Source organism: Hymenobacter aerophilus DSM 13606, assembly GCF_000382225.1.
GTDB classification, from domain to species: Bacteria; Bacteroidota; Bacteroidia; order Cytophagales; family Hymenobacteraceae; genus Hymenobacter; species Hymenobacter aerophilus.
Map to the genome: position 1 here is coordinate 1 of NZ_KB907839.1, position 16,959 is coordinate 16,959.

At 61.4% G+C, this 16,959-nt stretch carries 18 protein-coding genes and 1 tRNA gene; 7 read left to right on the forward strand and 12 right to left on the reverse strand.

Going from position 1 to position 16,959, the window contains the following annotated elements; all coding sequences use genetic code 11:
* A partial coding sequence (locus H145_RS0118040) for a transposase (RefSeq protein ID WP_019949562.1) occupies positions 1-208 on the forward strand: 208 nt, incomplete at its 5' end.
* A gap of 155 nt (positions 209-363) precedes the next feature.
* Here the strand turns inward: H145_RS0118040 and H145_RS0118045 are convergent.
* The 4 genes from H145_RS0118045 to typA form a co-directional block, all read right to left on the reverse strand.
* A complete protein-coding gene (locus H145_RS0118045; RefSeq protein ID WP_019949563.1) occupies positions 364-588 on the reverse strand; it encodes a hypothetical protein in 225 nt (74 codons plus the stop codon).
* A gap of 102 nt (positions 589-690) precedes the next feature.
* Positions 691-1,071 carry a DUF6630 family protein gene (locus H145_RS0118050; RefSeq protein ID WP_456236134.1) on the reverse strand — a complete coding sequence of 127 codons (381 nt, stop codon included), beginning with the start codon at positions 1,069-1,071 and terminating at the stop codon, positions 691-693.
* A gap of 12 nt (positions 1,072-1,083) precedes the next feature.
* On the reverse strand, positions 1,084-1,209 hold the full coding sequence (locus H145_RS24910; RefSeq protein ID WP_019949565.1) for a hypothetical protein: 126 nt from the start codon (positions 1,207-1,209) through the stop codon (positions 1,084-1,086).
* 116 nt (positions 1,210-1,325) lie between these two features.
* Positions 1,326-3,134: a translational GTPase TypA gene (gene typA / locus H145_RS0118060; protein WP_019949566.1), complete on the reverse strand. Its 1,809-nt coding sequence runs from the start codon at positions 3,132-3,134 to the stop codon at positions 1,326-1,328.
* 239 nt (positions 3,135-3,373) lie between these two features.
* On the opposite strand from typA, the gene msrB reads away from it, so the two are divergent.
* Positions 3,374-3,946 (forward strand): peptide-methionine (R)-S-oxide reductase MsrB, encoded by a 573-nt coding sequence (gene msrB, locus H145_RS0118065; RefSeq protein ID WP_019949567.1) that lies wholly within the window; start codon positions 3,374-3,376, stop codon positions 3,944-3,946.
* An 84-nt stretch (positions 3,947-4,030) separates the two neighbouring features.
* The gene (locus H145_RS0118070) at positions 4,031-4,375 is read left to right on the forward strand and encodes a hypothetical protein (protein ID WP_019949568.1); all 345 of its coding nucleotides are present in this window, start codon (positions 4,031-4,033) and stop codon (positions 4,373-4,375) included.
* Between the two features lie 100 nt (positions 4,376-4,475).
* Here the strand turns inward: H145_RS0118070 and H145_RS0118075 are convergent, their stop codons facing one another.
* Positions 4,476-5,129, reverse strand: a complete 654-nt coding sequence (locus H145_RS0118075) for a hypothetical protein (RefSeq protein WP_026351617.1) — start codon at positions 5,127-5,129, stop codon at positions 4,476-4,478.
* Between the two features lie 212 nt (positions 5,130-5,341).
* Here H145_RS0118075 and metG point away from each other — a divergent pair, with 212 nt between their 5' ends.
* Positions 5,342-7,390, forward strand: a complete 2,049-nt coding sequence (gene metG, locus H145_RS0118080; RefSeq protein WP_026351618.1) for a methionine--tRNA ligase — start codon at positions 5,342-5,344, stop codon at positions 7,388-7,390.
* Positions 7,391-7,555: 165 nt separating this feature from the next.
* On the opposite strand, the gene pth is transcribed toward metG, so the two are convergent.
* From pth to H145_RS0118105, 5 genes are all read right to left on the reverse strand, one after another.
* Positions 7,556-8,125: an aminoacyl-tRNA hydrolase gene (pth, locus tag H145_RS0118085; RefSeq protein WP_019949570.1), complete on the reverse strand. Its 570-nt coding sequence runs from the start codon at positions 8,123-8,125 to the stop codon at positions 7,556-7,558.
* A gap of 206 nt (positions 8,126-8,331) precedes the next feature.
* A complete protein-coding gene (locus H145_RS0118090; protein ID WP_019949571.1) occupies positions 8,332-8,904 on the reverse strand; it encodes a 50S ribosomal protein L25/general stress protein Ctc in 573 nt (190 codons plus the stop codon).
* Between the two features lie 141 nt (positions 8,905-9,045).
* Complete coding sequence (locus H145_RS0118095) at positions 9,046-10,110, reverse strand: DUF6340 family protein (RefSeq protein ID WP_157541777.1); 1,065 nt, start codon at positions 10,108-10,110, stop codon at positions 9,046-9,048.
* Positions 10,111-10,297: 187 nt separating this feature from the next.
* A complete protein-coding gene (locus H145_RS0118100; protein ID WP_019949573.1) occupies positions 10,298-11,227 on the reverse strand; it encodes a ribose-phosphate pyrophosphokinase in 930 nt (309 codons plus the stop codon).
* A gap of 159 nt (positions 11,228-11,386) precedes the next feature.
* Positions 11,387-11,459, reverse strand: a tRNA-Gln gene (locus tag H145_RS0118105).
* A gap of 267 nt (positions 11,460-11,726) precedes the next feature.
* Here H145_RS0118105 and atpD point away from each other — a divergent pair.
* The 3 genes from atpD to H145_RS0118120 all read left to right on the forward strand — a co-directional run bounded on the left by atpD (position 11,727) and on the right by H145_RS0118120 (position 14,925).
* On the forward strand, positions 11,727-13,232 hold the full coding sequence (gene atpD / locus H145_RS0118110) for a F0F1 ATP synthase subunit beta (protein ID WP_019949574.1): 1,506 nt from the start codon (positions 11,727-11,729) through the stop codon (positions 13,230-13,232).
* Between the two features lie 104 nt (positions 13,233-13,336).
* Positions 13,337-13,576, forward strand: coding sequence for a F0F1 ATP synthase subunit epsilon (locus H145_RS0118115; RefSeq protein WP_019949575.1), 240 nt, complete (start codon positions 13,337-13,339; stop codon positions 13,574-13,576).
* A gap of 182 nt (positions 13,577-13,758) precedes the next feature.
* A complete protein-coding gene (locus tag H145_RS0118120) occupies positions 13,759-14,925 on the forward strand; it encodes a trans-sulfuration enzyme family protein (RefSeq protein ID WP_262489241.1) in 1,167 nt (388 codons plus the stop codon).
* Between the two features lie 114 nt (positions 14,926-15,039).
* Here the strand turns inward: H145_RS0118120 and H145_RS0118125 are convergent, their stop codons facing one another.
* Positions 15,040-16,185: a DegT/DnrJ/EryC1/StrS family aminotransferase gene (locus H145_RS0118125; protein WP_019949577.1), complete on the reverse strand. Its 1,146-nt coding sequence runs from the start codon at positions 16,183-16,185 to the stop codon at positions 15,040-15,042.
* Between the two features lie 71 nt (positions 16,186-16,256).
* Positions 16,257-16,958 carry an acetyltransferase gene (locus H145_RS0118130; protein ID WP_019949578.1) on the reverse strand — a complete coding sequence of 234 codons (702 nt, stop codon included), beginning with the start codon at positions 16,956-16,958 and terminating at the stop codon, positions 16,257-16,259.
* Position 16,959: the final 1 nt, after the last annotated feature.

Below are 16,959 nucleotides of genomic sequence, written 5' to 3' on the forward strand. Positions count from 1 at the left end.
GGCAGGAGCCAAGGCGGTCATTAAGCCGAATCCACGGCGCAAGAACATGCCTCATTTCGACCCAGTGGCCTATCGGCAGCGACACCACATTGAGCAGACGTTCAGCAAAATGAAGCAATTTAGACGCTTAGCCACCCGCTACGATAAGCTGGACCGCACGTTTGACTCCTTTATCTGTCTACGAGTTATCACGCTCTACCTTAATTGAGAACAGCTCCTAGCTGAAAAAAGAGAAGCGGCGCGGCTCCGAGGGCCGCGCCGCTTCCGGCAATGCTAAGGGCAGTCAACCTGTTCAGACCGCCTTTTTGTACACCACTTTCTCTAGGTTCTCCAGCCGCTGCCGCAACTCCCGCACCTCGGTTTCTAGGCGCTCTGCGCCGTTTGCACGGTGTCGTAGCGGGCCGTCTGCCGGTTCATGGCGTCGATGACGGCGTTGGTCATCCGGTCGAAAGAGTTTTCCATGCGGGAAAACCCTTCATCGATACGCTGTTGCATTTGCTCCTGCGTCTGCTGCATCTTATCCAGCGTAATCAGAATGTCGGCTACCACTTCGGGCAGGTCGCGCTTGTTGCGGTTTTCAGAGTCCATAAGGGTAGCGTGAACGGTAGCGGTTAAGGAAGGTACGTAATCCGAGCAGCAACTGCCAGCCGGCTGGCAATCTTCTGCACACCTGGCACCACGGCGGCCGCGCTACCAGGTGTGCAGCTTAAAGCCCAGCTGTTGCGCCCGCTTCGCCAGCTCTTCGGTCTGGTCCAGGGCTACTACGCCCAGCGGGTACGAGTCGCCGTCGAGGCTGAACTGTACCAGCGCCAGACCCAGGGGCTCCAGGGTATCCTGCATCAGGTCCAGCTGCTCCGGGCCGATTTCGTCGTCGGCACCCAGGTCCGGGGCTTCCGACAGCAAGGGGCGGCCCTGGCGGGCCAGCACGTAGTTCAGGCTGGCTATCATTTCGCCGGCCGTCTCCTGCCAGTCGCATTCTACGGCCAGATCTTCCGTCAGCAGGGCATCCAGTAGGGCCAGGTCGCGCAGCTCCTGGGCTGGCACTGCGGCCGCTATGCCGCGCTCGGCCAGCTCCCCGGCAAACTACCTGGCATATTCTGCCGGGTTGGTGAGCACCAATTGCAGCCGCTTAGCCAGCTGCGGGGCGGCATCGCCCGCGCCAAAGAGGCCGAGCAAGGCCAGCAAGTCGGTATTCGTGTTCGTCGGCATAGGATGAGGAGGCATAAGGCGTAGGTTGGAAAAATGTGCCGGTTGCGCCGGACTACAAAAAAGGGCGCAACTTGCGTCGCGCCCCTTTCCTATAAAAAGTAACTTCCGGAAACCGACTAGTCGACCTTCTTGGCCGAGCGCAGGCGCTCGTTCTCGTCGAGTAGGATTTTACGCATCCGGATCGATTTGGGCGTCACCTCCAGGTACTCATCCTTCTGGATGTATTCCATGGCTTCTTCGAGCGAGAACTGACGCTTGGGAACGATTTTGGCGTTGTCGTCGGAGCCCGAAGCACGCATGTTGGTCAGCTTCTTGCCCTTCTGGATGTTGATGGTCAGGTCGTTGGGGCGGGTGTGCTCGCCGATAACCTGGCCGGCGTACACCTCTTCTCCCGGATCAACGAAGAACTCGCCGCGGTCCTGCATCTTGTCGATGGTGTAGGCCGTGCCGGCACCCGTGTCCATCGAAATCAGCGAACCGGCAATACGGCCCGGAATCACGCCCTTGTGCGGCTCGTAGGCCGAGAAGCGGTGGTTCATGATGGCCTCACCGGCCGTAGCCGTGAGCACGTTGTTACGCAGGCCGATCAGGCCCCGAGCCGGAATGTTGAACTCCAGGTGCTGCAGGTCGCCCTTGGGCTCCATGATGGTCAGCTCACCCTTGCGCATCGTCACCAGCTCGATTACCTTGCCGGCCGTAGCCTCGGGCACGTCAACTACCAGGTGCTCAATGGGTTCGAGGCGGTTGCCCTTCTCGTCTTCCTGGAACAATACCTGCGGCTGGCCTACCTGCAGTTCGAAACCTTCGCGGCGCATGGTTTCAATCAGTACCGACAAGTGCAGAATACCGCGGCCGTACACCAGGAACGAATCCTCACGGTCGGTTTCCTTTACGCGCAGGGCCAGGTTTTTCTCGGTTTCCTTGAACAGCCGGTCGCGCAGGTGGCGCGAGGTTACAAACTTGCCTTCCTTACCGAAGAAGGGCGAGTTGTTGATGGTGAAGAGCATGTTCATGGTCGGCTCATCAATGCTGATGGTGGCCAGGCCCTCGGGGTTTTCGGCGTCGGCCAGCGTGTCGCCAATGTCGAAGCCTTCGATACCCGTCACGGCGCAGATTTCGCCCGAGCTAACCTCGGAAACCTTGGTGCGGCCAAGGCCTTCGAACACCTGCAGCTCCTTGATTTTCACCTTCTTGATGGTGCCGTCGCGCTTCACCAGGCTCATGTTGGCGCCTTCCTTCAGCGTACCGCGGTGCACGCGGCCGATGGCGATGCGGCCCACGAACGACGAGTAGTCGAGCGAGGTAATCTGCATCTGGGGCGTGCCCTCCAGGGTAGGGGCTGCCGGAATGGAAGCCACTACGGCGTCGAGCAGCGGGATGATGCTGTCGGTTTTTACTTTCCAGTCGGTGCTCATCCAGCCCTGCTTCGAGGAGCCGTACAGCGTTACGAAGTCCAGTTGATCTTCGCTGGCGCCGAGGTTGAACATGAGGTCGAACACCTGCTCGTGCACCTCGTCGGGCCGGCAGTTTTCCTTGTCCACTTTGTTCACTACCACGATGGGCTTGAGGCCCAGATCAATGGCTTTGCCCAGCACGAAACGGGTCTGGGGCATGGCGCCTTCGAAGGCGTCAACGAGCAGCAATACGCCGTCGGCCATCTTCAGTACGCGCTCCACCTCACCTCCGAAGTCGGCGTGACCGGGCGTGTCGATGATGTTGATTTTTACGTCTTTGTACCGAACCGATACGTTTTTCGAGACGATGGTGATGCCTCGCTCACGCTCCAGGTCGTTGTTGTCGAGGATGAGGTCGTCGAACTGCTGGTGTTCGTCGAACAGCTTCGAAGCGTGGATAATCTTGTCCACGAGCGTGGTCTTGCCGTGGTCAACGTGGGCGATGATGGCGATATTCCGAATGTTCTGCATACAGGGGTTTTTGCGGGTGCAAATGTACGAAACAATGCGCGTAAATTCAGGCGGCCGGTTAATTATCAGCGAGTAAGGAAAAGCTGCTGGCCGCGGCGCCCAACTCCCTGACCCGCTGCCCGGTCCGGCAAATCGGCCCGCAGCGCCCTTCAGGCCCCCAACCGAACTGTAGCCGGGCCGCGTATGTTGTGTTACTGTCGGCTCTGGTGGCCGGCTTTCCCTCACCGAAAAAACGCCTTATGCGCTCTACCCTTTTAGCTCTGCTGCTTTCCGCCGCTACGCTTAGCACCGCCTGCTCGCAGGCCACTTCCCGCGACTCCAAGATGGATGCCGCCGACTCGCCCCGCGGCACCACCACGGCTTCGGCTGCGGGCAAGGAGTACCCCAAGCCACAACCCGTCACGGGCAAGCCCGGCGAGTTTCCGGTGCAGAAAACCGATGCTGAGTGGAAAAAGCAGCTCACGGCCGAGCAATACTTTATTCTGCGGCAGCAGGGCACCGAAAAACCCTTCGATAACCCCTACAACGACAACCACGAGAAGGGCAACTACTACTGCGCCGCCGACGGCAACCTGCTGTTTTCGTCGGATGCCAAGTTTGAGTCGGGCACCGGCTGGCCCAGTTTCTGGGCGCCGGCCGCCAACAGCAGCCTGAAAATTGTGACCGATAACAGCTACGGCATGACCCGCGACGGGCTGGTGTGCGCCAAGTGCGGCGGCCACCTGGGCCACGTGTTCAACGACGGCCCCAAGCCCACCGGCCTGCGCTACTGCATGGACTCGTACGGCATGACGTTCAAGAAAGCGGAGTAGGCTCTGCTAGTCCCAACTTCGGACCTTTTTCACCGTTAGCCATAGGGCCGGCCCGCTTTGGGTCGGCCTTATTTATTACCCGCCATGAACACCGCTGTTATTTTTCGCCTCCTCCTGCCGGCCGCCCTGCTGCTTGGCGCCTGCACTGCCTCACAGGAAACCAGCAGCGAAGAAGCCAGCGTGCGGCGCGTGCCCGGTCGCATCCTCACCGATGCCGACCGGCAGGCGGCCTACAACAGCAACGCCGGCTACGGCGGCGCCACGCCCGACGCCACGCCCGGCCGGGTGCGGCTCGGCGAGCAGGCCAGCGGCATCAACTCGCAGAAACACCCCGAAACCCTCAACACCAACGACAACAACACGGCCACGCCCCAAACCCGCCTGCGCCGCATAAAAGGCGCCCCGGCCGATACGCTGCGCCTGCCGTAGGCCGCCCGCTGCGCACACCAAAAAAGGGCAATGGCCCGCTGCTATCCGGCAGCGGGCCATTGCCCTTTTTGAAATTGTCGTTTCGACTGCGAGTCGAAAATCAGGCGTCCGTTTCGGGCGCTGCTGAGGTCGGGTCGGTGGCCGTAGCGGTTGTTGCTGCGGGCTTGCGGGCCGCCCGCGAGCGGCCGGTGGTTGCGCTGGCTGTTTTGGCGGCCGTTGGTTTGGCAGGCGTGGTTCGGCTGGTTTTGGCGGCTGAGGTACGGCGGGTAGTGGACCGGACAGCGGGCGCTTCGGCTGAGGCTTCGGAGTCGGGCTGCATATCGGAGTCGGCTGCCACCGAAATGCTGTCGGAGGCGGCGGAGGTGCCGATTTCCTGGCCGCGCACTATCGTATGCAGGGCCTGCTCGAAGAGGTGCTCCACATCAACGTCGAGGCGGCGGGTGGCGTCTTTTACCACTTCGCGCAGCTTGGTTTTGGTGTCTTTGCGGATGCGTTTAACCACCTCGTTGATGCGGCCATCCAGCTCTTTCTGGAGTTGCTTGGCGGCTTTCTTGAGGGCCTTTTTCTGGCTGTCCTTCTGGGCCGCTTTCTGGCTGCCGAGCGTGCCGGAAGCCTTCCGGGCCGCTTTGGCGGCCTTGGCCTGCGCCTTGGCGGCGGGGTCGTCGGCGGATTTGGCGGCTTTGCCTTTCTTGGCCGGCTTTTCTTTCTTCGACTTGTCTTTCTTAGCCGACTTTTCTTTGGATGACTTGCTCATGACGGGAACCGGAAAATGGTGGAAAGAAAGCAACGAAAGCAGTGACGGCCGGTTGCGTTGGCGGCTAACTTAAATATAGCGCTATTCGCAGATATAGGCTCGTCCGCCGGCCCCGCTGCATGGGTGTGGGGGCGCGGTTCCTGGTTTTACTCGTTCCTTTGCACTCCCGCGGCCGCCCGGCCGCTTTTCCAGCCGATTTTCTGCCCTCGAATATGTCCGTTCTTCCCCAACGCTACACCGTAACGGCCGCGCTGCCCTACGCCAACGGCCCCGTGCACATTGGCCACCTGGCCGGCGTGTACCTGCCCGCCGACATCTACACGCGCTACCTGCGGGCCCAGGGCCGCGACGTGAAATTCATCTGCGGCTCCGACGAGCACGGGGTGCCCATCACCATTCGGGCCCAGAAGGAAGGCGTGACGCCCCAGCAGGTCGTGGATAAGTACCATAAGCTCATCGGCGACTCGTTCCGCGACTTTGGCGTGTCGTTCGATATCTACTCGCGTACCTCTTCGAAAGTGCACGCCGAAACGGCCAGCGACTTTTTCCTTAAGCTGTATGCCGAGGGCAAGTTCATCGAGCAGGTGTCGGAGCAGTATTATGACGAGCAGGCCGACCAGTTTCTGGCCGACCGCTACATCGTGGGCACCTGCCCCAACTGCGGCAACGACAACGCTTACGGCGACCAGTGCGAGAAGTGCGGCACCTCATTGAGCCCCACCGAGCTCATCAACCCTCGCTCCATGCTTTCGGGCAACCAGCCCGTGCTGCGCGAAACCAAGCACTGGTATTTACCCCTGAACGAGTACGAGCCCTGGCTGCGCGCCTGGATTGTGGAAGGCCACAAGCACGACTGGAAGGCCAACGTGTACGGCCAGTGTAAATCGTGGATTGACCAGGGCCTGCTGCCCCGCGCCGTCACGCGCGACCTCGACTGGGGCGTACCCGTGCCGGTGCCCGGCGGCGAGGGCAAGGTGCTCTACGTGTGGTTTGATGCGCCCATCGGCTACATTTCGGCCACTAAGGAGCTGCTGCCCGATGGCGCCTGGGAGCCCTACTGGAAGGACGCCGGCACCCAGCTCGTGCACTTCATCGGCAAGGACAACATCGTGTTCCATTGCATCATTTTCCCCACGATGCTCAAGGCCCACGGCGAGTTTATTCTGCCCACCAACGTGCCCGCCAACGAGTTTTTGAACCTGGAGGGCGACAAAATCAGCACCAGCCGCAACTGGGCCGTGTGGCTGCACGAGTACCTGCACGATTTCCCCGGCCAGGCCGACGTGCTGCGGTACGTACTCTGCGCCAACGCCCCCGAAACCAAGGACAACGACTTCACCTGGAAAGATTTCCAGGCCCGCAACAACAACGAGCTGGTGGCCAACCTGGGCAACTTCGTGAACCGGGCCGTGGTGCTGACCCACAAGTTTTTCGGCGGGAAGGTGCCCGCCAGCGCCGGTTTCACGCCCGAAGACGAGGACGCGTTGCGCCAGCTGGCCGAGTTTCCGGCCCGCATCGGCGAGCTGATTGAGAACTACCGCTTCCGCGAGGCGCTGGCGGAGTTGATGAACCTTTCGCGCCTGGGCAACAAATACCTGGCCGACCAGGAGCCCTGGAAACTCATTAAAACCGATGAGGCCCGTACCGGCACCGTGCTACACGTGGCCCTGCAGCTGGCCGCCAGCCTTGTCACGCTGCTCGAGCCCTTCCTGCCCGAAGCGGCGGCCCGCCTCGGCCGCATGCTGAACACCGAAAAAGGCCCCTGGCTCCAGGCCGGCCGGCCCGACGCGCTGCCCGCCGCCCACCCGCTGGCCGAAGCCGCGCTGCTGTTCACCAAAATCGAAGACGCCACCGTGGAAGCCCAGGTGCAGAAGCTGCTCGACACCAAAAAGGCCAACGAGCTGGCCGCCGCCGTTTCGGCTCCCGCCAAGCAGGATATCAGCTTCGAGCAGTTCCAGCAGATGGATTTGCGCATCGGCACCATCGTGGCCGCCGAGAAGGTCGCCAAAACCAAAAAGCTGCTCAAGCTGAGCGTGGACTTAGGGTTCGATGAGCCCCGCACCATCGTAAGCGGCATTGCCGAGCACTTCCTGCCCGAGGCCCTAGTGGGCCAGCAGGTGCAGGTGCTGCTCAACCTCGCCCCCCGCGAAATCAAAGGCATCCAAAGCCAGGGCATGCTACTGATGGCCGAAAACGCCGACGGTGTGCTGAGCCTGATGCAGCCCAGCAGCGCCGTACGGCCGGGTAGTTCGGTGGCGTAAAAAACTGTCATTGCGAGCAGCGCGAAGCAATCCAATCGGACAAAGCTTGAAGCCCCAATAAGTAGAAAGCCCCTGACGTCCGTGCTGGTGTCAGGGGCTTTGCGCTTGATAAGGCTTGCCGTTTTGCTCAAGCAGATTGCTTCGCGCTGCTCGCAATGACACGAGCTACTCCTTCACATTCACCACGTTCATTGCCCGTTCCACGCCCAAAGTCCCGAAGGCCAGCACAGCCTCGCCGGCCTTCTCCAACCGTCCTTCCAAGTCAATTTTCTCATCTTCCGAGAAGGGGCTGAGCACGTAGTCCACCTGCCGGCCGCGGCCGAAGCTGGCGTCGATGCCGAAGCGGAGGCGGGCGTACTCATCGGTGCCCAGGGTTTCCTGGATGTGCTTGAGGCCGTTCTGGCCGCCGGCCGAACCTTTGGCTTTCAGCCGGAGCTTGCCGAAGGGCAGGGCCAAATCGTCGGTTACGACCAATAGCTGGGCTTTATCGAGTTTGAGGGCGCTGAGCCAGTGGGCGGCGGCCTTGCCGCTCAGGTTCATGTAGGTGGTCGGCTTCACGAGCACGAACCGGCGGCCCTTGTGCTTGAACTCGGTGCTGAAGGCGTGGCGGCCCAGTTGCCAGGGGGCGGCCTCGTACTTGCGGGCCAGCCAGTCGCCCACCATAAAGCCCACGTTGTGCCGCGTATCGGCATATTCGGGCCCGATGTTGCCCAGACATAAAATCAGAAAGACCATATCACAGATTTACGCAGATTTATGCGCTAATTACACTGATGCCAAGTAGCCTGGCGGAGTAGGTATTGCGTTACGCCGCAAAAGTAAAAAAGCCGCTCCAGCAAGGGAGCGGCTTTTTTGTGAATTTCGTTGTGCTGTTTTGACAGCTTACGCTAAGGCTATCTGCATCAGCGTAATCAGCGCCACAATCAGCGAAAATCGGTGATTTACTTCTCAGCCTGCAGCTGGCCTTTGAGGGCACGTGGGATGGCCACGGTTGCAATCGGGGCGGCGGGGCTGCTGAGGATGGTGTAGCCCTTCGGCTCAACGGCACTCACCTTGATGGATTTGCCCAGCGCGAGGTTCGAAATGTCGACCTCCACCGAGTCGGGCAGGTTTTCGGGCGTAGCCTTCACCTTGATTTTGCGGAGCTTGCTCACCAGCTTACCACCGGCCAGTACGCCCGGCGATACGCCTACGTACTTCACGGGCACCTCCATTTTCACTTCTTTGCCGTCCTGCAGTTCCAGGAAGTCAACGTGCAGCAGCATTTCGTTCACGGGGTGGAACTGGGCGTCCTGTACGATGGCGCGGTAGTGCGTGCCTTCTACGTTGAGGTCAACGATGTTCACCTCGGGGGTGTACAGCAACTCGCGGAACAGGATGGCCGGTACGGAGAAGTGAACCTGCTCGGCGCCGCCGTACAGTACGCATGGTACGTACGAATCGAGACGGACCGCCTTGGCGTTCTTCTTACCGAGATTCGCTCTTTTAAACCCTACAATCTCGAGGCTTTTCATAAAGGTGTGCTTTTGAGGAAAATCCGCCTACCCAGAGTAGGTAAACGGGCCGCAAAGATAGGCAGGCGGATTGGGAATTGAAACCCCCGCGGCCACCGCATTTCACGCAGCGCCCCGCTACCGGGCCAGCGCCTCGTGCAATTAGTTGGCAGAACTGCCGGGCAGCTGCTCCGATACCACCAGCTCGGCCTGCTGGCGCTGCTGCAGCTCGCGCAAATAGCTGGTGGCGGCCCGGAGCTGGTGGGTGTAGGCGGCCTTGCGGGCGTAGGCTATGGCTTCGGGCAGGCGGTTGTTGAGTTCCTCAAACACGGCGAGGTTGTAGTTGGCGCGGCCGGCCACCTTGGCATCGGGGCTCAGGGCGGCCTTTTGCCACACGGCGGCCGCGGCGGCCCAATCGGTGGCGGCTACCATTTGCTTGGCCTGCTCCATGTAGGCGTCCTTGCGGGAACTGGTGTACACCTCGCGGGCCAGGTTTACATAGGAAGGCGCAATGCGGCGGGCGTACTGGTCGCCGATGCGGGCGGCCAGCTCGCGGATGCAGTCGGCGGGCGGGGGCAGCTGGCGCAGGGCATCCTGGTAGGTGGGGCCCTCGGCGGTCCAGTGCAGCCGGTCCTCCTGCTTGGCCTGGTCGACTACGGTGCCCTCGGGGCCGTAGGTGCGGAAACCCGTCACGAGGCGCATTTCCAGCACCGCTACCGTTACCGGCACTTTGCGGTCGGGCTTGTCCTTTTCCTTGATGATGCGCTCCTCCTGCCGTTGGGTTACCAGCATGTCGGAGTCGAAGGCCTCCAGCACTACCAGGCCATCCACCTGGGTTTCGGCGCACACCTGCCGCACATAGCCGGGGGCCAGCGGCGGCAGAAAAAACTCGCGGGTTTTGCCCAGCAGCTGCAGGTTGGCCGGCGTCACCTGAAACCGGGGGCTGTTGCGCATCAGCGCTTCGCCCACGCTCAGGGCGCAGGTTTCGGTGCCAACGCGGTCAACCAGCAGGCCCTCGCCGGTGAAGACGCCCTCCAGCAGGTCGAAAAACTTGTCGCGGCGGCTTTCGGGCAGCACGCGGCTGGCCGTGGCAATGCGCTCCATCGAGCGGGGCATGGCCACGGCGGCCGGCGCCAACGACTGCATGTGCACGGTGGTTGTGCAGCCGGCCAGCAGCCCTAGGGCCAGTAAACCAACGGAAGCAAGACGGAGTAGCGGAGTTTTCATAGGGGTGGAAATAAAGAGGAGGAGAAAGTTCCCTTCTCCTCCTCTTTATTATCAACACCGTGCCAACTTCCAGTTTTGCTCGCCTACGGATTGCCGCATAGCAACAGCAAAAAGGGGTTTTAACTGATGATATGCAATTGATTTATAGTGGATTTATTTCGCTGAAAAAAAATATCGGCGGCAGCTATTAAATAAACAGCGAGCTGATGGACTCGTGGGTGACGACGTTGCGGATGGCCTGGGCGAAGAGCGAAGCCAGCGAAATAACACGGATTTTGGAGTTCTCCTCCTTGAGCGGAATCGTGTCAGTAATCACCAGCTCCTGCAGGGCCGAATTGCGGATTCGCTCGTGGGCCGGGCCACTCAGCACGCCGTGGGTAATCACGGCGCGCACCGATTTGGCGCCGCGCTCCATCAGCAGCTCGGCGGCTTTGCAGATGGTGCCGGCCGTGTCCACGATGTCATCGACGAGCACCACGTTCATGCCCGTTACGTCGCCGATTACCTGCATCGAGGCAATTTCGTTGGCCCGCAGGCGCATTTTGTCGCAGACCACGATTTCGGCCCCGAACTTCTTGGCGAAGGCCCGGGTGCGCACCACGCCGCCCACGTCGGGCGAGGCAAAAATCAAATCATCGAGGCCCAGCGACTGAATGTAGGGCGCCATCACGGTCGAGCCGTCGAGGTGGTCGACGGGAATATCGAAGAAGCCCTGAATCTGGCCGGCGTGCAAATCGCAGGTCATCAGGCGGTCGGTGCCCACGCTCTGCACGAAATCGGCCACCACTTTGGCCCCGATGCTCACGCGGGGCTTGTCTTTGCGGTCCTGGCGGGCGTAGCCGTAGTAGGGCATCACCACGGTAACCGAGGCGGCCGAGGCGCGCTTGGCGGCGTCTACCATCAGCATGAGCTCCATCAGGTTTTCGGCCGGCGGGTTGGTGCTCTGAATCAGGAACACGGCGCAGCCCCGGATGCTCTCGTTGAAGCTGGGCCCGAGCTCCGTATCGGCGAAACGCTGGATGCTCAGGTCGCCGAGGGGCTGACCAAATGCTTCGGCAATTTTTTCGCCTAGCTCGTGGGAGGCGTTACCGGCGAAAAGCTTGACTTGCTGGGCCATGAGAAAAAGAGGTAAGAAGGTAAAAGGGGTAGAAAGAAAAAATCTCCCGCCGGCCCAAAACAGAGGCGCGAGGGGAGAAGTGGGAGTGATTTAAAGCGCGAAAGGCGCCGACTCTTCCGGGGGAGGAAGAATCAGCGCCTTTCGCGTTGGCTGTGTCGGTTGTCCGACCAGGGCTCGAACCTGGACTTTCTTGAATCAAAATCAAGCGTGTTGCCAGTTACACCATCGGACAATTTCCGGGCGGCAGGCCGTAAGGCGGTGCCGTTTGGTTGTGCAAATGTACGGGGCCTTTTATTACAGGCAAATTTCCGGCGAAAAATTTTTGCCTGATTTGGGGTAGTCATGGGCCTTAAAGGGCTATTGGGAGCTGAAAATCAGGGTTTCAGCGGCCGAAAAAAAAGTTGACCGGCCCCCGTGGCCGCGGCCTTTGGCAATGCCACGATTAAGCCGTAGTTTTGCGGCCTGAATCGTTGCACCCAATCCCAACCTATACAAAGCAATGGCGAATACCGGCAAAATCACCCAGGTTATCGGTCCCGTCGTGGACGTGAGCTTCGCGGGTGAAAACTCCAAGCTTCCCAATATTCTCGACGCACTCGAAGTAACCAAAGGCAACGGTCAGACGATCGTGCTGGAGGTGCAGCAGCACCTGGGCGAAGACCGCGTTCGGACCATCGCCATGGACTCGACCGAGGGCCTGACCCGCGGTGCCGGCGTGCGCGACCTGGGCGCGCCCATCTCCATGCCTACGGGTGAGGGAGTTAAAGGCCGCCTGTTCAACGTAATCGGCGAGGCCATCGACGGCATTCCGCAGCCCCAGAGCGACGGTCCGCTGTCCATTCACCGCTCGGCCCCGGCCTTCGAGGAGCTGGCCACGTCGTCGGAAGTGTTCTTCACCGGCATCAAGGTAATCGACCTGCTGGCTCCCTATGTGAAGGGCGGCAAGATTGGTCTGTTCGGCGGTGCCGGCGTAGGCAAAACCGTACTTATCCAGGAGCTCATCAACAACGTAGCCAAGGCCTACGAAGGCCTGTCGGTGTTTGCCGGCGTAGGCGAGCGGACCCGCGAAGGCAATGACCTGCTGCGTGAATTCATCGAGGCCAACATCATTCGCTACGGCGAGGCGTTCAAGCACTCGATGGAAGAAGGTGGCTGGGACCTGAGCAAGGTGGATATGGCCGAGATGGAAAAGTCGCAGGCCACGCTGGTGTTCGGCCAGATGAACGAGCCCCCCGGAGCCCGCGCCCGCGTAGCCCTTTCGGGCCTGACCATAGCCGAAAGCTTCCGCGACGGCGACGGCACCGGTGCCGGCCGCGACATCCTGTTCTTCATCGACAACATCTTCCGCTTCACGCAGGCCGGCTCCGAAGTATCGGCTCTGCTGGGCCGCATGCCGTCGGCCGTAGGTTACCAGCCCACGCTGGCCACCGAAATGGGCGCCATGCAGGAGCGCATTACCTCCACCAAGCGTGGTTCCATCACCTCGGTGCAGGCCGTGTATGTGCCCGCCGATGACTTGACGGACCCGGCTCCGGCCAACACCTTCGCCCACCTGGACGCCACGACGGTACTGAGCCGCAAAATCGCCGAGCTGGGCATTTACCCGGCCGTTGACCCGCTCGACTCCACCTCGCGCATTCTGTCGGCCGACGTACTCGGCGACGAGCATTACAACACCGCCCAGCGCGTGAAGGAGCTGCTCCAGCGCTACCGTGAATTGCAGGACATCATTGCCATTCTGGGCATGGATGAACTGAGCGAGGAGGACAAGCAGGTAGTAAACCGCGCCCGTCGCGTGCAGCGCTTCCTGTCGCAGCCCTTCTTCGTAGCCGAGCAGTTCACCGGCCTCAAAGGCGTGCTCGTTGACATCAAGGACACCATCAAAGGCTTCAACGAAATCATCGACGGCAAGTACGACCACCTGCCCGAGGCCGCTTTCAACCTCGTTGGCAACATCGAGGACGCCGTAGCCAAAGGTGAGCGTCTGATTGCTGAAGCCAAGTAGGTTATTAATTTTGAATTTTAAATTATGGATTTTGAATTGGGTCTTCAGAACGTGCTTCTGCTCAATTCAAAATCCATAATTCAAAATTCATAATTCTCCCAAATATGCATCTGGAAATCATCACGCCCGACCGCAAGGTGTTTGAAGGGGAGGTTAATTCGGCCCGGTTTCCGGGAGCCGATGGCTTCTTCGAAGTCCTCAACGACCACGCCCCACTGATTTCGGCGCTGAAAGCCGGCGAAATCGTGCTCAACGGGGGCGCCAGCCGCTTCCAGGTAGAAGGCGGCGTAGTGGAAGTGCTCCGCAACAACGTCATCGTGCTGGCCGAGGGGGCTTCGGCGTAACCTGCGGTTTTCAGCTTCCATTGAAAAGCCTTTCCTTTACGGGAAAGGCTTTTTTTAATCACTGATTTTCACTGATTAATCGTGATGACACTGATTTCTAGGTTCTGGTGCATGTCAGTCGGCACCAGAACCTAGAAATCAGTGTCATCACGATTAATCAGCGAAAATCAGTGATTGAATCAGTGAAATCACAATCAATCAGCGCAAATCAGCGATTCATGGAGATTCACCCCAAAATCACCCCGATTTACCAGACTTCGGTTTTCAAGTTTGAGGACCTCAACGAACTGGAACTGTATTTCGGGGAGCCGGACAGCCGCTACCTGTACTCGCGCAACGGCAACCCCAACTCCGACGAGCTGGCCGCGGCCGTAACGCAACTGGAGGGTGGAGCGGGGGCGGTGGCTACCGGCTCGGGCATGGCGGCCATCTTCGCGGCCGTTATGGCCTATTGCGAGGCCGGCGACCATGTGCTGTGCGCGGCCGACATCTACGGCGGTTCGTCGGCGCTGCTGAGCCAGGAGCTGCGCCGGCTGGGCATTACGGTAAGCTACGTGCCCTTCGCCGACCTGACAACCAACCTGGCCGCTCACGCGCAGCCCCGCACCCGGCTGCTACTCTGCGAAACCATCAGCAACCCGCTGCTGCGCGTCGTCGATTTGCGGGCCGCTGCTGACGCGGCCCACGCGCTGGGCCTGAAGCTGGTGGTGGATAACACGTTTGCCTCGCCCGTGCTCACGCGGCCCTTAGAACAAGGTGCTGATCTGGTGATGCACAGCGTCACGAAGTACTTGGCCGGCCACTCCGACGTAACGGCCGGCGCCGTGGTGGCCCGCACGCCTGAGGATGCGGCCCGGCTCCGGCAAATTGGGACGCTGTTTGGCCTGACGTTGAGCCCGATGGAAAGCTGGCTGGCCGTGCGGGGGCAAAAAACCCTTCGCCTGCGCATGGAGGCTCACTGCCACAATGCCCAAGCCGTAGCTGAGCTGCTGGCCCGCCACCCGGCCGTGGGGGAGGTGTTCTATCCGGGCCTGCCGGACCACCCACAGCATCAGCTTGCCGCTGAGCAAGGCAGCGGACGCTTCGGGGGCATGGTTTCGTTCCGGCTCGCCGACGATACGACGGAGGCCGTGAGCCGCTTCATGCGAGCCAGCCAACGGTTCCCATTCGCGCCCTCCCTGGCCGGCGTCGATTCGTCGCTCTCGTACCCGGCCGGCACCTCGCACCGGGCGCTTACTGAAGAGCAGCGGCAGGAGCTGGGCATTACGGCCGGACTGGTGCGCCTGAGCGTGGGCATCGAGCCAATGGAGGAGCTGCTGGCCGATTTGCAGCAGGCGTTGGACGCTTAGAACGACTGGCTTATATACCCGTTGGCTGCTTGATATACTAAGTGCTTGGGCTTTTGTGCTGCAGAAACCTCCGATGGAACCTTATGTACTAGTTGCGCACGGGTTGTACTGGTTTCAGGTAGGCCATAGCGTCCGGATGACGTCAGTCACGCGGCGCAGGTCAGTTTCCGTCAGGGCCGAGCCGGAGGGCAGGCAGAGGCCGCGGGTAAATAAGTCGGTACAAACTGCGCCGCCGTGCATGGGCACGCCGGCAAAAAGTGGCTGCAGGTGCAACGGCTTCCAGAGCGGGCGGCTTTCGATGTTGCGGGTTTCGAGGTGCAGGCGCAGCTGCTCGGGGGTAACGCTGGTTTCGGCCGGGTCGAGCAGCAGGCAGCTCAGCCAGCGGTTGGCGCGGCCCGTGGCGGGCTCGGTGGGCCCCAGCGAGAGGCCGGGCAGGTCCCGGAGCTTCTCCTGGTACCAGGCGTAGATTTCGCGGCGCTTCTTCACGCGGTCATCCAGCAAACCCATCTGGCCCCGCCCGATGCCCGCCAGCAGATTGCTGAGGCGGTAGTTGTAGCCCAGCTCCGAGTGCTGGTAGTAGGGCGCATCGTCGCGGGCCTGGGTAGCCCAGGCGCGGGCTTGGGCGGCCCAGGCGGCGTTGTTGGTCGTCAGCATGCCGCCGCCGCTGGTCGTCAGGATTTTGTTGCCGTTGAAGGAAAACACCCCCACGGCCCCGAACGAGCCCAACGGTTTGCCCTCATAAGTCGAGCCCAGAGCCTCGGCGGCATCCTCGAGTACCGGCACGTCAAACTCTTCGGCCAGCGCCAGAATTTCGCGCAGCTTGCAAGGCATGCCGTACAAATGCACCACGATGAGCGCGCGGGGCCGGCGGTTCTGGCGGCGCATATCCTCCAGGGCCTCGCGCAACCGCTCGGGGCACATATTCCAGGTTTCAGCCTCGCTGTCGATGAAAACCGGCGTGGCGCCGAGGTAAGTTATGGGGTTGGCGGTGGCCACGAACGTGAAAGAGGGGCACAGCACTTCATCGCCCGGCCCCACGCCCAGCAGCCGCAGCCCCAGGTGGATGGCGGCCGTGCCCGAGTTGAGCGCCAGCGCGTGCTTTACGCCAGTAAAAGCGCACACATCCTGCTCAAATCCATCCAAATTGGGGCCGACCGGCGCCACCCAGTTGTCTTCGATGGCCTTGTGTAGGTAGTTGAGCTCGTGGCGGCCGAGGTGGGGCGGGGAGAGGTATAATCGGTCGTAATCCTGACTGTGCATAGGTGGTTTTCTCGCGGAAGCGCGCCGGGAAAGGCGCGAAGGCAAAGGTAAGTTCTGCCCGGGCGGGCCGCCTATTTTTTCACTACCCGGGCCGGTACGCCCACGGCGGTGCAGTCGGCGGGCAGGTTGCCGATGGCCACGGCGCCGGCCCCAAGTACGGTGCGGGCGCCAATCCGGACTTGCGGGAGCACGGTGGCGTTGGTGCCCAGGTAGGCGCCGGTTTCCAGTCGGGCCCCGCCGCCCACGTTGGCGTGGGGCATCAGCGAGCAGAAATCGGCCAGCACGGCGTCGTGGCCCACGGTGCAGCCCAGGTTCAGGAGCACGTGGCGGCCCAGGCGGATATCAGTAGTCAGAATGCAGCCCTGGGTGATGATGGTGCCGGCCCCGATTTGCAGGTGCTGGAACGATTTGGCGCTGACGCCGGGGTGGATGAGGGCCGGGAAGTGGAGCAGGGGAGAGGTGAGGCGGGCCACCACAGCGGCCCGGCTGGCGCTGCTGCCCACGGCTACGGCCACGGCCAGCGGCGCAGGCGTGGCGTTCAGGTCGGCGGCGGTGCCCAGGTAGCGCAGGCCGTGGATGAGGTCGGTGGCGGGCGGCTGGTCGTCGTAGAAGCCCACCAGCTCCCAGGCGGGCGCCGTGGCGTTAAGCTGCCGCACCAGCACCAGCACCTCGCGGCCCAGGCCGCCGGCCCCGAAAATAGCCAGCCGGCGCGGGGTGGCGGGTTGGGGCGGGGCCGAAGGCGCGGGCGCGGCGGAGCTGCTGGAAAGTTGCACG